The organism is Mesorhizobium maamorense, assembly GCF_044998965.1.
In the GTDB taxonomy this organism is placed as follows: domain Bacteria; phylum Pseudomonadota; class Alphaproteobacteria; order Rhizobiales; family Rhizobiaceae; genus Mesorhizobium.
Genome location: NZ_CP173356.1, coordinates 6373544 through 6386868, shown reverse-complemented (window position 1 = coordinate 6386868; position 13325 = coordinate 6373544). Strand labels below are relative to the sequence as shown.

At 62.3% G+C, this 13325-nt stretch carries 14 protein-coding genes; 11 read left to right on the top strand and 3 right to left on the bottom strand.

Translation table 11 applies throughout. The features are described 5' to 3' along the window. Positions 1-181 precede the first annotated feature (181 nt). Together ACIU1A_RS31800 and ACIU1A_RS31795 are read right to left on the bottom strand one after the other, a co-directional pair. Positions 182-700: a prepilin peptidase gene (locus ACIU1A_RS31800; RefSeq protein WP_404926146.1), complete on the bottom strand. Its 519-nt coding sequence runs from the start codon at positions 698-700 to the stop codon at positions 182-184. A 161-nt stretch (positions 701-861) separates the two neighbouring features. After that, positions 862-1041, bottom strand: a complete 180-nt coding sequence (locus ACIU1A_RS31795; protein ID WP_140496730.1) for a Flp family type IVb pilin — start codon at positions 1039-1041, stop codon at positions 862-864. Positions 1042-1395: 354 nt separating this feature from the next. Between ACIU1A_RS31795 and ACIU1A_RS31790 the strand changes: the two genes are divergently transcribed. The 3 genes from ACIU1A_RS31790 (at position 1396) to ACIU1A_RS31780 (ending at position 3189) form a co-directional block, all read left to right on the top strand. After that, the gene (locus ACIU1A_RS31790; RefSeq protein WP_140496732.1) at positions 1396-1818 is read left to right on the top strand and encodes a pilus assembly protein N-terminal domain-containing protein; all 423 of its coding nucleotides are present in this window, start codon (positions 1396-1398) and stop codon (positions 1816-1818) included. A gap of 127 nt (positions 1819-1945) precedes the next feature. Beyond that, positions 1946-2527, top strand: coding sequence for a TadE/TadG family type IV pilus assembly protein (locus ACIU1A_RS31785; RefSeq protein ID WP_404926145.1), 582 nt, complete (start codon positions 1946-1948; stop codon positions 2525-2527). 41 nt (positions 2528-2568) lie between these two features. Beyond that, positions 2569-3189 (top strand): TadE/TadG family type IV pilus assembly protein, encoded by a 621-nt coding sequence (locus ACIU1A_RS31780; RefSeq protein WP_404926144.1) that lies wholly within the window; start codon positions 2569-2571, stop codon positions 3187-3189. A 6-nt stretch (positions 3190-3195) separates the two neighbouring features. On the opposite strand, the gene ACIU1A_RS31775 is transcribed toward ACIU1A_RS31780, so the two are convergent. Next, complete coding sequence (locus tag ACIU1A_RS31775; protein ID WP_404926143.1) at positions 3196-4113, bottom strand: phosphate/phosphite/phosphonate ABC transporter substrate-binding protein; 918 nt, start codon at positions 4111-4113, stop codon at positions 3196-3198. 135 nt (positions 4114-4248) lie between these two features. On the opposite strand from ACIU1A_RS31775, the gene ACIU1A_RS31770 reads away from it, so the two are divergent. The 8 genes from ACIU1A_RS31770 to ACIU1A_RS31735 all read left to right on the top strand — a co-directional run bounded on the left by ACIU1A_RS31770 (position 4249) and on the right by ACIU1A_RS31735 (position 13325). Continuing rightward, a complete protein-coding gene (locus tag ACIU1A_RS31770; RefSeq protein WP_224671384.1) occupies positions 4249-5490 on the top strand; it encodes a phosphopentomutase in 1242 nt (413 codons plus the stop codon). Beyond that, the gene (gene mutM / locus ACIU1A_RS31765; protein WP_404926142.1) at positions 5483-6373 is read left to right on the top strand and encodes a bifunctional DNA-formamidopyrimidine glycosylase/DNA-(apurinic or apyrimidinic site) lyase; all 891 of its coding nucleotides are present in this window, start codon (positions 5483-5485) and stop codon (positions 6371-6373) included. The genes ACIU1A_RS31770 and mutM overlap by 8 nt, the downstream gene beginning before the upstream one ends. Positions 6374-6414: 41 nt before the next feature. Continuing rightward, positions 6415-7188 (top strand): enoyl-CoA hydratase, encoded by a 774-nt coding sequence (locus ACIU1A_RS31760; RefSeq protein ID WP_140496745.1) that lies wholly within the window; start codon positions 6415-6417, stop codon positions 7186-7188. A gap of 206 nt (positions 7189-7394) precedes the next feature. Further along, positions 7395-7661 carry a 30S ribosomal protein S20 gene (gene rpsT, locus ACIU1A_RS31755; RefSeq protein WP_140496747.1) on the top strand — a complete coding sequence of 89 codons (267 nt, stop codon included), beginning with the start codon at positions 7395-7397 and terminating at the stop codon, positions 7659-7661. 848 nt (positions 7662-8509) lie between these two features. After that, entirely contained in the window at positions 8510-10054 is a 1545-nt protein-coding gene (gene dnaA / locus ACIU1A_RS31750) for a chromosomal replication initiator protein DnaA (RefSeq protein ID WP_140496749.1), read from the top strand. Positions 10055-10254: 200 nt separating this feature from the next. Beyond that, positions 10255-11373 (top strand): DNA polymerase III subunit beta, encoded by a 1119-nt coding sequence (dnaN, locus tag ACIU1A_RS31745; RefSeq protein ID WP_140496751.1) that lies wholly within the window; start codon positions 10255-10257, stop codon positions 11371-11373. An 11-nt stretch (positions 11374-11384) separates the two neighbouring features. After that, complete coding sequence (recF, locus tag ACIU1A_RS31740) at positions 11385-12527, top strand: DNA replication/repair protein RecF (protein ID WP_404926141.1); 1143 nt, start codon at positions 11385-11387, stop codon at positions 12525-12527. Positions 12528-12566: 39 nt separating this feature from the next. Further along, positions 12567-13325, top strand: coding sequence for a molybdopterin-synthase adenylyltransferase MoeB (locus ACIU1A_RS31735; RefSeq protein WP_224680239.1), 759 nt, complete (start codon positions 12567-12569; stop codon positions 13323-13325).

Sequence of the window (13325 nt, the reverse complement as noted above, 5' to 3'; positions counted from 1 at the left end):
CAAACCACCTAGCCAGGCCGGACTTTGCAGCGGCAATCGTCAAAACAAGGTTAATGTAATGCTTACGATCGTGATTAATTTAAGGTTTACATAAATTAGCTGTATTGCGCAGCCACGGACAAACAGCCAGCCCCGCTCCGCGGAGCCAGCCCGCAACACAGCCAAGGAATGATCGGTAAAGTCAGGCCGCCAGCCTGGCCAGCGCCCAGACCATCAGGGGCGAATCCGGGTAGGTCAGCAATCCGCCCAAACCGAGCGCGATGCCGTAGGGAACCCCGGTCGTCTCGTCCGCGAAGTGACGCAGGAACGGATTGCGGCCGGTAAAAACCGCAAGCGGCGACTTCCGGTAGACGAGAATGGCAAGCGTCAGCAAGCCGCCTATGAAGGTCGAGACTACGAGATACTCGACGAGCTGGATGTTGAGTCCCATCCACACGGCGGTCGCGGCCAGCAGCTTGGCATCACCGCCGCCCATGCCGCCCAATGCAAAGAGGCCGAACGTTACGGCAAGAACCAGCGCGCCGGCGGCGAAATGCCAGCCATAGGCCGCCCATTCCATGCCGGTCAGCGGCGCAACCAGTGCGAAGACGACGACGAGCAGCACCGGCACGCGATTGGCAATCGTCATCGACAGCATGTCGGAGATAGCGGCGAACAGCATGCAGAACGGGAAGACGACGAAGATCAGGGCTTCAAGCATCGGCGCTGTGCCTATTATCGGATTAAGCCGCACTCAATCTAAGCATGTTCGATTAACGATTGATGAGGCTCAGAGCAGAAAGACATTGAATAGAACAAGGGCCGCCAGGTGGCGACCCTTGTCCAGAACGCAATCCGAGCGCTCAATATACTTGACGTCGCTCAGGGCGTCGGGACGTTGTTCAGGGATGTTCCGATAGCTTCGAACTTGGCGTTGATGGCGTTGCCGAGCGCGCCGGCGCCGACGATGATGGCAAGCGCGATGAGGGCGGCGATCAGACCATATTCGATAGCGGTCGCGCCGGATTCGTCCTTTACGAAACGTGCAATGAGATTAGACATTCGAGAGCTCCTACTCCACGTGTTACAGCACTTCCGTCAACTTCTGTGATGGTTGATCGGATGCTGCCAATCTAGGGAGAAGCTCTTTCGATCGACTTAATAAACAGCCTTACCGATTCCTTTCCCGGTTGGAACATATTGCGTGGTTAACTATGGGCTAAGTGCCGGCCGAGGCGCAATTCCCACTCAAGCAGCCGCAAAAGAAATAGCTCCGCGACCACAATCCGCGACAGGAACCCGGGTGTGGCCGGCGCGTATGACGATCGCCGCACATGGCGCCCGGGCCTGCTTAACCGTTGGTTCACCAATCTCGTTCATGTTCCGTTGAACAGTCCGCCCGCCTGGAGCGCGTCAATGGCCGAGCCGAAATCGTCGATCCTGATTGCCGTGCTTCTTGCCGCCGTGAGCTTTGTCATGCCCGCCAGGGCCGACACCGGCATCGAGGTCACCATGAACCAGGCCAAGATCGTCAAACTGTCGCGCCCTGCCGACACGATTGTGGTCGGCAACCCGGCAATCGCCGACGCGTCCGTGCAGGACGCCTCGACGATCGTGCTGACTGGCAAGGGCTTCGGCGTCACCAACCTCGTCGTCCTCGACCAGGACGGCAGCCCGATCATCGATGAACAGATCACCGTCGTGCGGCAGGCCGCCTCGTCGGTGCGCATCTACCGGCGCGCTGAAGTTCAAACCATGTCCTGCACGCCCTATTGCGAAAGCTCCTACAAGAGCGAAGCCGAAAAATCCTCGGAAGCCGAGATGAGCGTCAGCCGGTAGGCGCGCGGTCCAGGTTAGCGGGTGGTTAAGACGCCCGCGGCGACTTTAACGATCATTCAAACCGGACTTCAATTGGTTTGCACTAATACACCTGCCGAGACCGTCTGGGGATGGGCAGGATCAGAGCATGAGCATCGAATTCGTCTCGACAAGCGACCGCAAGGCAAGACGGGCACGGTTTTTCGCACGCTTCGCCGGCGACCGCCGCGGCAGTACGGCACTGGAATTCGCGCTGCTCGCATTGCCGTTCGCGGTTCTTGTCTTCGCCATCCTGGAAAGCTGCATCTCATTTGCCGGCCAGGAAGTTATGGCCAACATCACCGACGACATAGCGCGCAAATTGCGCACCGGGCAGTTGAGACCGGCCGACGTCGCCGGGGACAAGTTGAAGACCATGATCTGCGACAAACTGGAGATCATCGTCTCGCAGGATTGCGCCAAACAGTTGGACGTGGACCTTCGCGAATATCCGACGTTCGCCGACGCGGCCACGGCTAGCTTCAAGATCGACAACGGCAACATCATTTTGATGCAAGGCACCAACTCGCAGCCCTTCGCGACCACGCCAGGCCTGGCGGAATCGAAGAACATGCTGCGGGTCTTCTACAAATGGCCCGTCATGACCGATCTTCTGGCTCAGTCGATGGGCGGTAACAAGACACTGCATTTTGCATCGGTGACCTGGCAGAACGAGCCATTCGACAACTGAGTTCGCGGCGGAAGCAAAAGCCAAGAAAAAGGGCAACGGGCATGATGCGTGCGGGGGCACATCCAGGAATGGCAGGACGCTGGGGGAAGTGGGCCGGTTTCATACGCGATCGCCGCGGCATCGCGGCGGTCGAGTTCGCCCTTATCGTTCCCATCCTGCTGATCATGTATTTCATCACCATGGAGGCTTCCCAAGCCATCGAGACCAGCAAGAAGGTCAGCCGCATCGGCAGCATGGTCGCGGATCTGGTCACGCAGCAGCCGACCATCGTCAAGGCGGACCTCGATGCCATCATGAAAATCGGCACCTCCACCTTGCAGCCCTACAATCGCTCGACGCCGGATATCACCATCACGGCAATACAGGTCACAACCGACACGCCGCCCAGGGTGAACGTGGTGTGGTCGCGCAAGGTGGTCAATGGCGTCTACAGTATCGGCACCGCCCTGCCCGCAACCACCACGGTTCCGGCAACGCTCAGGGTCGCAGGCACCTTTCTCATTCGTGTCGAAAGCAAACTTGGTTACAAACCGATCATCACCTGGTCCGCAGACAGCTCACAGACGGCCGGATTGACGACGGTCTTCAACAATATATCGATGGGCGAGACCTATTATCTGCGTCCGCGCAGAAGCCTGACGATCCCCTGTAGCGACTGCTGACGAGCTCTATCGCCGCACGCCACCGTCCGACACCAGACGCACGATGGCGTGCGCCATCTCGTAGTCCTTGGGAACCACGGTGGCGAAACCGCCGGAATGCTTCGATTCCAGCAAATCGTAGAAATCGGGCGTCGTCGATTTGAGATTGGTGAGAAAGACGGCCAACCGGCGCTTGGCTTCCGGGTCGAGATCGCTGCGCACCGCATGGGGACCATATCTCAGCAAACCCGACGTCCATACGACTTGAAGGGCGGTCGCCGAAAGCCCGGCGGCTTCGAGCCTTGCCTGCGTGCCCGATAGTCTTGGCTCGCCGTCGGCCGCCGCCGCCGCCCAGCCGAACAAGGCATCGGCCTGGCCATCGACCAGCATTCCTTCCGCGGCCGAGGCGGAATCGGCATGAACTAGAAACGATGCGTCCTCTGCGATCTTGACGTGCTCGGCGGCCAGTCCGGCCAATGGCAAAAGAGAACCAATGCTGTCCGCCGGCGGCATGGCGATCCGGTGGGTTTCCATCGCCGCCAGACTTGGCACCTTGCCATCCTTCGTCAGCAGCACGGCGCGGATGCCGACCGCGCCGTCGGAATCGACCGGTGCCACGAGCGGTTCGATGCATTCGCAGCGCTGTGACGCCGTTGCGTAGGCGGTCGCCGAGTAGACGGCATATTCGATGCGGGCGTTGGCTTGCGCATCGATCAGCGCGGCATAGTCGCGGGCAACGACGAACTCCACCTTCATGCCCAGCGCGTTGGTAAAGGCCTCGGTCAACCGCGCCAGGCCTGGAACGGAGTTGCCTGCGCCGGGTTCGGCGACGATGCCGATGCGAAACGTGCCGATATCGCCGCGCCAGTCGGCGCGCGCCGAGCCGGACCAGACCGCGCCTTGCGCGATCATGAGAGCGGCGCATGCCTTCAGGGCAGCTTTCATGGGAGACCCGGTCCTGCGATCCGTCAATGAATTGGTTCCGGACTATCGCGCCGAGCGGTTGCCGTTTGGTTTCCGAATTGCCAATGCCGCCGTGGAACCCTATGTCTGGATGCTCAAACCGGCAACAATGACCTCATGGCGCGTGCTTTCCTCTTCGTCCTGGATTCCTTCGGCATAGGCGGCGCCGCCGACGCCGAACGCTACGGCGATGCCGGTGCCAACACCTTCGCCCATATCACCGAGGCCTGTGCGGAAGGCCGCGCCGATCGCGAAGGACTTCGCCAGGGACCGTTGTTTGTTCCCAACATGGCGTCGCTCGGACTTGGCAAGGCTGCCGAGACCGCGACGGGGCTGGGCTTTGCCGCTTTCGGGACGGATCTCGTCGACAATGCCTTCCACGGTGCCGCCCAGGAGGTTTCGAGCGGCAAGGACACGCCATCCGGCCATTGGGAGATAGCCGGCCTGCCGGTGCGTTTCGACTGGGGTTATTTTCCCGACACGATCCCAGCCTTTCCCGCCGAACTGACCGAGGCGATCATCCGCGAGGGCAAGGTGCCGGGCATTCTCGGCAACTGCCATGCGCCTGGCACCGAGATCATCGAACGGTTCGGCGAGGAGCACATCCGCACGGGCAAGCCGATCTGCTACACCTCGGTGGACTCAGTCCTGCAAGTCGCCGCGCACGAGGTCCATTTCGGCCTGGAGCGGCTCTACGAATTCTGCAAGCTGGTGCGTCGCCTGGTTGATCCGCTGAGGATCGGAAGGGTGATCGCGCGACCGTTCGTCGGCGAGACGGCAGCCACTTTCGAGCGGACCTACAATCGACACGACTACGCCGTGCCGCCACCCGAGCCGACATTGCTCGACCGGCTGACGGCGCGTGGCAGCCGTGTCATCGCCGTGGGCAAGATCGGCGACATCTTTGCCCATCGGGGGATTTCGGAAGTGCGCAAGGCCGCGGGCAACATGGCCATGTTCGACCAGGCGCTTGATGCAATGGATGCGGCCCGCGACGGCGATCTCGTCTTCGCCAATTTCGTCGATTTCGACACCGAGTTCGGCCATCGCCGCGATGTTGCAGGTTATGCCGCCGCGCTCGAGGCCTTCGACCGGCGACTGCCGGAAGCATTCGCGAGATTGCGACAGGGCGATCTGCTGATCCTGACGGCCGACCACGGCAACGACCCGACCTGGCGCGGCACCGACCACACACGCGAACGGATTCCGGTGATCGGCATCGGACCGGGTCTGACGGGCGGCGACATCGGGCTGAGAACGACATTCTGCGACATTGGTGAAACCGTGGCCGAACATCTCGGGTTGGCGCACGGCCGCTACGGCACTTCCTTTTACCCGGATATGGGCGGCCATGCCTGAATTGCCCGAGGTCGAGACGGTCCGGCGCGGGCTGGAGCCGGTTCTGGAGGGTGCCCGCATCATCTGGGCCGAGGCACGCCGGCCGGACCTGCGTTTTCCATTCCCCGAAAAATTCGCCGAGCGGCTGACCGGCAAGACGATCACGGCGCTCGGACGCCGAGCCAAATATCTGACGATGGATCTCGAAGGCGGTCCCGCCCTGATCTGCCATCTCGGCATGTCGGGCTCGTTTCGCATCGAGACGGCCGACGCTGCCGAAATGCCCGGCGTGTTCCATCACGAGCGGTCGAAGAGTTCGGCGCACGACCATGTCATCTTCGACGTCGCCTCTCGGGACGGCACCTGCTCGCGCGTGGTTTTCAACGATCCGCGTCGCTTCGGCTTCATGCTGTTTTGCGAAGGGCCGCCGGACACCCATCCGATGCTGGCGGGGCTCGGCGTCGAACCCACCGGCAATGCGCTTGACGGAGTGCTGCTGGCCTCACTGCTGAAGGGCCGGAAATCGCCGCTGAAGGCCGCTCTTCTCGACCAGAGATTGATAGCCGGGCTCGGCAACATCTATGTCTCGGAGGCGCTATGGCGCGCCGGGCTGTCGCCGCTGCGCGAGGCGGGCACGATAGCCAAAGCCGGCAAGAAAGCGGGTGAGCAAAGCCGGGGGCTTGCCGTGGCGGTCCGCTCGGTCATCGCAGATGCCATTGCGGCCGGCGGATCGTCGCTGCGCGACTACATGCAGACCGACGGTTCGCTGGGCTATTTCCAGCACTCCTTCGCGGTGTATGACCGGGAGGGCGAACCCTGCTCCAAGCCTGGCTGCGGCGGCCATATCGAGCGCATCACGCAGAGCGGCCGCTCGACCTTCTATTGCCGGACCTGTCAGCGGTGAGCTAGATCGATCTTCAATTGCCTGGAAGAGGAGCCGAAGCCATGGCCTATGAAACGATCGTCGTTGAAACCAGGGGCAAGGTCGGGCTGATCACCTTGAACCGGCCGAAGGCGCTCAATGCGCTGAATTCCCAGGTCATGGCGGAATTGGTGGCCGCGGTAAACGTGTTCGGGGCAGATGACGGCATCGGCGCGATGGTCGTCACCGGTTCCGAGAAGGCCTTCGCCGCAGGCGCCGACATCAAGGAAATGCAGTCGATTTCCTACGTCGATGCCTACATCAAGGACTTTTTCGTCGGCTGGGAAGAGTTGACCCGGGCGCGCAAGCCGATCATCGCGGCGGTGGCCGGCTATGCGCTGGGCGGCGGCTGCGAACTGGCGATGATGTGCGACTTCATCATCGCCGCCGACACGGCAAAATTCGGCCAGCCCGAAATCACGCTCGGCGTCATTCCCGGCATGGGCGGTTCACAACGCCTGACCCGGTTCGTCGGCAAGTCGAAGGCGATGGACATGTGCCTGACCGGGCGGATGATGGATGCCGCGGAGGCCGAGCGTTCCGGCCTGGTCTCGCGCGTCGTGCCTGCCGGCGAGCTTGTCGAGGAGGCCGTCAAGGCGGCGGCCAAGATCGCCGATTTTTCGCTGCCGTCGGTGATGATGGCAAAGGAAGCCGTCAACCGAGCCTATGAAACGACGCTCGCCGAGGGGCTGCGGTTCGAACGTCGACTGTTCCATTCGCTGTTTGCGCTCGACGACCAGAAGGAAGGCATGGCGGCCTTCGCCGAGAAGCGCAAGCCGAATTTCACCAATCGCTGACAGCGCACCTCCGGGGGCCAAGTGCTTCGGCGTGGCTGAAAAAATGCTCCGGCGCGACGACAGCCAAAAAGAACGCCAGCCAGCGTTGACGCGCCGGGAAAGCTGAACTATAAGCCGCACCAACCGAGGCGGCCCTGTGGCTGCCCGTTTGTTTTTTGTGCCCTGCGGCATGCCGCATGCGCCGACCAGATCAGAAGAGAGGCATCATGGCCAATACATCCTCGGCCAAAAAGGCAACGCGCAAGATCGTCCGCCGCGCGGCGATCAACAAAAACCGCCGCTCGCGCGTCCGCACTTATGTGCGCCAGGTCGAGGAGGCGCTCGCCTCCGGCGACAAGGCCGCCGCGCAGGCGGCTTTCAAGGCCGCTGAGCCGGAATTGATGCGTGCCGCGACAAAGGGCGTGATCCACAAGAACACCGCGGCCCGCAAGGTTTCACGGCTGGCCCAGCGCCTCAAGGTGCTGTCGGCCTGACGTCCCTTTCCGGACTGATCTTCTGAAAACCCGGCCGATAGTGCCGGGTTTTTTCGTTTGCCGGCAAGCACTTAAAAAGAATACTCGGAAACGGCGTCGAAAGCGGAGTTTGCGGTCCGAAATGCTTTGCCGGCATATGCGTGCCGGCTGATGGTCCAGATACTTGAAAAGTGTCGGCTAAAAAATTCTCCCTCCGCAGAAATAATCGATATTTCCCAGCTAGTTACAGATAGTCATCCACACGTTGTCCACAGCGCGGCGAAGCGCCAGGAGAACAACTGGCTGTCAAGCGATTTATTTCACAAAATTTCGCGCCAGCCCGGCTTTTTCATATTCGCCGGAAAAGGGTTTGAATCACAATGGCTTTGTCAAAGTATAGTGCTGCCGCATGGCGCTTCGGCGCGCCGGACCTAACCAGATTCCTTAAAAATCCGTTAGACGTGGCCTTGCCCTATCCACAGCGATTTCGGTAATGTCGGTCCATCGAAAGGGATGGGCCGGGTGGCCCTGACCCAGCCTGAATGGGCCAGCTTAAATTGGCGGGGTTTGTGGCGCGGATCAAGTCCGCGGACAGGGTTGGTTTGCTCTTTTTCGATACGGTAGGGGACTGGCGTAACTATACATGGCAGGTCGACAGCGCCGGCGATTTTCGCCGGACGGTGTTGCATTGCCCTGACATACCCAACACGGACTGGCTTCCATGGGCCGGCACCGGTTCCCTGGATAATGGGCGACGTTCATCTGCCGGCGGCGGCAGCGGGCGTCGCAGCAAAGCGCAGTCGCTGGAACACGGATGCAGGAGGCGCATCCCCGGCGGAAAAACAGGTACAGAGACAAGGAACTCGATCATGCAGAGCGGCGTCGAAAGGGAGCTTACCAATGACATCCCATTTTCAGGAAATCTGATCGGAGCTGATGAGATGGCGGCTTCCAGCGACGCGGAACAGAAGTTCGACCGGGTCAAGGCCCAGTTGAAGGCGCGCTTGGGAACCGAAGTCTATTCGAGCTGGTTCGGGCGCATGAAGGTCGCGGAGGCTTCAAAGGGCATCGTTCGCATTTCGGTGCCCACTGCCTTCCTGCGCTCGTGGATCAACGGCCATTATCTCGACCTTATCTGCGAGCTTTGGAAGCACGAGGATCCGGAGATCCTCAAGATCGAGATCATCGTGCGCACAGCCACCCGACAGGGACGCAGCCATGCCGAACCGGAGTTGGCGCCGGCGCGCAAGATGACGCGACAAACGCAGACGGCGCTGGCCGCCGGCACCGTAAGCCCCGGCAGGCTGGAGCGGGCTCCGGCGCCGCGCCCGGGCATGCCGGCCGAGAGCGAGTTCCGCCACAATGTGCTGGGATCGCCGCTCGATCCGCGTTACACGTTCGCCTCTTTCATCGAAGGGCCGTCGAACCGGGTGGCCTTCGCCGCGGCCAAGGCCGTGGCGGAATCGCAGTCGAGCGCGGTGCGCTTCAACCCGCTCTTCCTTCATGCGACGGTCGGCCTCGGCAAGACCCATTTGTTGCAGGCTATAGCCGCGGAATCGCTGAAGCAGAACCCGAAATCGCGCGTCGTCTACCTGACGGCGGAATATTTCATGTGGCGCTTCGCCACCGCGATCCGCGACAACAATGCCTTGACGCTCAAGGAACAGCTTCGCGATATCGACCTGCTCATCATCGACGACATGCAATTCCTGCAGGGCAAGTCGATCCAGCACGAATTCTGCCATCTGATCAACATGCTGCTCGACAGCGCCAAGCAGGTCGTCGTCGCCGCCGACCGGCCCCCGTCGGAACTGGAATCCCTCGAACCGCGGGTCCGCTCGCGCCTCAATGGCGGCGTCGCGCTCGAAATGTCGGCCCCCGATTTCGCCATGCGCCTGGGCATGCTCAAGCTGCGCCTCGCCACCGCCAGGCACGACGACGCTTCCCTCGACATCTCCGACGAGATCCTCAATCACGTCGCCCGCACGGTGACCGGCAGCGGCCGCGAACTGGAAGGCGCCTTCAATCAACTCCTGTTCCGCCAGTCGTTCGAGCCGCAGATCACCATCGATCGCATCGACGAGATCCTCGGCCATATCTACCGCACCGGCGAGCCGAAGCGGGTCCGTATCGAGGATATTCAGCGCATCGTCGCGCGGCACTACAATGTGTCGAAGACCGAGTTGCTGTCCAACAGGCGCACGCGGACCATCGTCAAGCCGAGGCAGGTCGCCATGTATCTGTCCAAGGTGATGACACCGCGCTCGCTGCCCGAGATCGGGCGGCGCTTCGGCGGCCGCGATCACACAACGGTGCTGCACGCAGTGCGCAAGATCGAGGATCTTTCCGGCGGCGACAACACGCTGGCGCAGGAACTGGAACTGTTGAGACGGTTGATCAACGACCAGGCCTGAGCCGTTCGAAAACGCCTGGCGGCGTGCTTCGCCGCCTTTATCCCCAGAAAGCCCGCGTAGCCGGCCCGAACCGGTCGCGCGGGCTTGCGTTTGCTGGTTTTTTCCTGTCAGTTTACGCAGATTCTGAAGCCTGTTCAGACCTTTCGCGGGACGCCGCCAGCCGGAGACCCGCTCATTCATTCAAGCGAGCCTGGTTCGTCATGCGTGTTATCCTGGAACGGTCAAATCTCCTGAAGTCGCTCAACCACGTCCACCGCGTGGTCGAACGGCGCAACACCATACCGATCCTGTCCAACGTGCTGCTCAGCGCCGAAGGCGCCAGTCTGGAAATGAAGGCCACCGACCTCGACCTGGAGGTGACGGAAGCGACGCCCGCCAAGGTCGAGCGGGGTGGCGCGACGACGGTTCCGGCGCATCTGCTCTACGACATCGTGCGCAAGCTTTCCGACGGCGCCGAGGTGATGCTGAAGACGGACGAGGACGGCAACGCCATGACGGTGACCTCCGGCCGCTCGAGCTTCCGCCTGCAATGCCTGCCGCAATCGGACTTCCCCGAGCTTTCGGCCGGATCCTTCTCGCATATCTTCCGGCTCGACTCGGTCGCGCTCAAGGGGCTGATCGAGAAGACCCAGTTCGCCATCTCCACCGAGGAGACGCGCTATTATCTCAACGGCATCTATCTTCACACACATGAGGTCGGCGGCAAGCTGAAGCTGCGCTCGGTGGCGACCGACGGCCATCGCCTGGCGCGCGCCGAGATCGACGCGCCGGCGGGTTCCGAAGGCATGCCGGGCATCATCATACCGCGCAAGACGGTCAGCGAATTGCAGAAGCTGGTCGATGATCCCGACGTGGCGGTCACCACCGAGCTGTCGGACACCAAGATCCGCTTCACCATCGGCAGCGTCATCCTGACTTCCAAGCTGATCGACGGCACCTTCCCCGATTATCAGCGGGTCATTCCCACCGGCAACGACAAGAAGCTGATCATCGACCGCCAGAGCTTCGCGGCCGCCGTCGACCGCGTCTCGACCATCTCCTCCGAACGCGGGCGCGCGGTGAAGCTTTCGATCAGTGAGGGCCAGGTGACGCTTGCGGTCAACAATCCGGATTCGGGCAGCGCCACCGAGGAGTTGGCCGCCGACTATTCAGCCGACCCGATCGAGATCGGCTTCAACGCCAAGTACCTGCTCGACGTTGCCGCACAATTGACCGGTTCAGAGGCCCGGTTCATGTTGGCCGACGCCGGTTCGCCAACGCTGATCCACGACATGGCCGATGAAACCGCGCTTTATGTGCTGATGCCGATGCGGGTGTAGAGCAGTAGCGGTTGCCGGCACAAACCCATATAAGTAAGCTTACACTTACCAATTTCCGCAACTATGCGGCGCTGTCGATCGAGCTTGAGCCTGGCGCGGTGGTGTTTTCCGGTGACAATGGCGCCGGCAAAACCAATCTGTTGGAAGCGATTTCCCTGTTGACGCCGGGCCGCGGCCTGCGCCGCGCGCCTTACGCGGACGTCGCGCGTGAGGGCGGTGACGGCGGCTTTGCGCTGCACGCACGGCTCGACGGACCTGACGGCCAAGTCGAGATAGGGACGGGCATTTCGGGTGGCGACAGTCTTGGCGAGGGCGGCAGGCGGGTGCGCATCAACGGCGCCACGGCGCGATCCGCCGAGGACATGCTGGAATGGCTGCGCGTCGTGTGGCTGACGCCGGCCATGGATGCTCTGTTCACCGGACCGGCCGCGGACCGCCGGCGCTTTCTCGACCGGCTGGTGCTGGCGATCGATCCAGGCCACGGACAGCGCGCCCTCGACTATGAAAAGGCGATGCGCGGCCGGAACCGGTTGCTGACGGAAGGTTCGCGGGATTTGAGCTGGTTCGAGGCGATCGAGATGCAGATGGCCGAGACGGGCGTGGCGATCGCCGCGGCGCGCGCCGAAAAGGTGCGCCTTCTGGCCGCCATGATCGACAGGCTGCCCGACAGCGGCCCGTTTCCGCAGGCCGATATCGGCCTGTCGGGCGATCTGGAAGCCGAGATCGCCACCATGCCGGCTGTCGACGTCGAGGAGCGGTTCCGCCGCACGCTCGCCGGGGGCCGCGACCGCGACCGCGCCGCCGGGCGCACGCTCGAGGGCCCGCACCGCTCCGATCTCGTGGTCCGGCACCGACCCAAGGCGATGCCGGCGGCGCTGTGTTCGACCGGCGAACAGAAAGCGTTGCTTGTCGGCATTGTCCTGTCGCATGCCAGATTGACCGGCGAGATGTCCGGCTTGACGCCAATCCTGCTGCTCGACGAGATCGCGGCACATCTCGACGGCGGCCGGCGTGCGGCGCTGTTCTCGATCCTGGAGGAGTTGAACTGCCAGGCTTTCATGACGGGAACCGATGCGGCGCTGTTTTCCAGCCTGGCGGGCCGGGCGCAGTTCCTGACCGTGGATCACGGCACGGTCGCGCCGATGGCTGTGTGAGCACCTGACAAGATTTTTCTCCCGCTATATGGTCGAGCCATGATCGCCACCACCCTCACCGACGAAGAACTCGAACGCTATGCCCGCCACATCGTGCTGCCCGAAATTGGCGGCGCCGGCCAGCAGCGCCTGAAGCGCGCGCGGGTGCTGGTCATCGGCGCCGGCGGATTGGGCGCACCAGTGCTTGAATATCTTGCCGCAGCCGGCGTCGGCACGCTCGGCGTGATCGACGACGACACGGTTTCGCTCTCCAACCTGCAGCGGCAGGTGATTCACGACACCGACACTGTCGGCATGCTGAAAACCCACAGCGCCAAGGCGGCAATCGCCCGCATCAATCCCAACACCGCTGTCGAAATCCACACATTGCGCCTGACCGCGGACAATGCCCAAGCCCTCGTCGCCCGTTACGACGTGGTCGTCGACGGGTCCGACAATTTCGAGACGCGCTATGTCGTGGCCGATGCCTGCGCGGCGGAGGGAAAGCCGCTGGTGCACGCCGCCGTGGGCCGTTTCGATGGCTCCGTGACCGTGCTGATGCCGTTCCAAGCCGATAGGGATGGCACCTCCAACCCCGGCTACCGCGACCTCTTCCCGGAGGCCCCGCCGCCGGGTCTGGTGCCGTCCTGCGCCGAGGCCGGGGTGCTTGGCGTGCTGACTGGGGTCATCGGCACGTTGCAGGCGATGGAAGCCATCAAGCTGATCACCGGCATTGGCGAGCCGCTGATCGGACGACTGCTGCTCTATGACGCGCTGGCCGCGCGTTTCGAGACCATCCGCTACAAGAGACGAAACTGA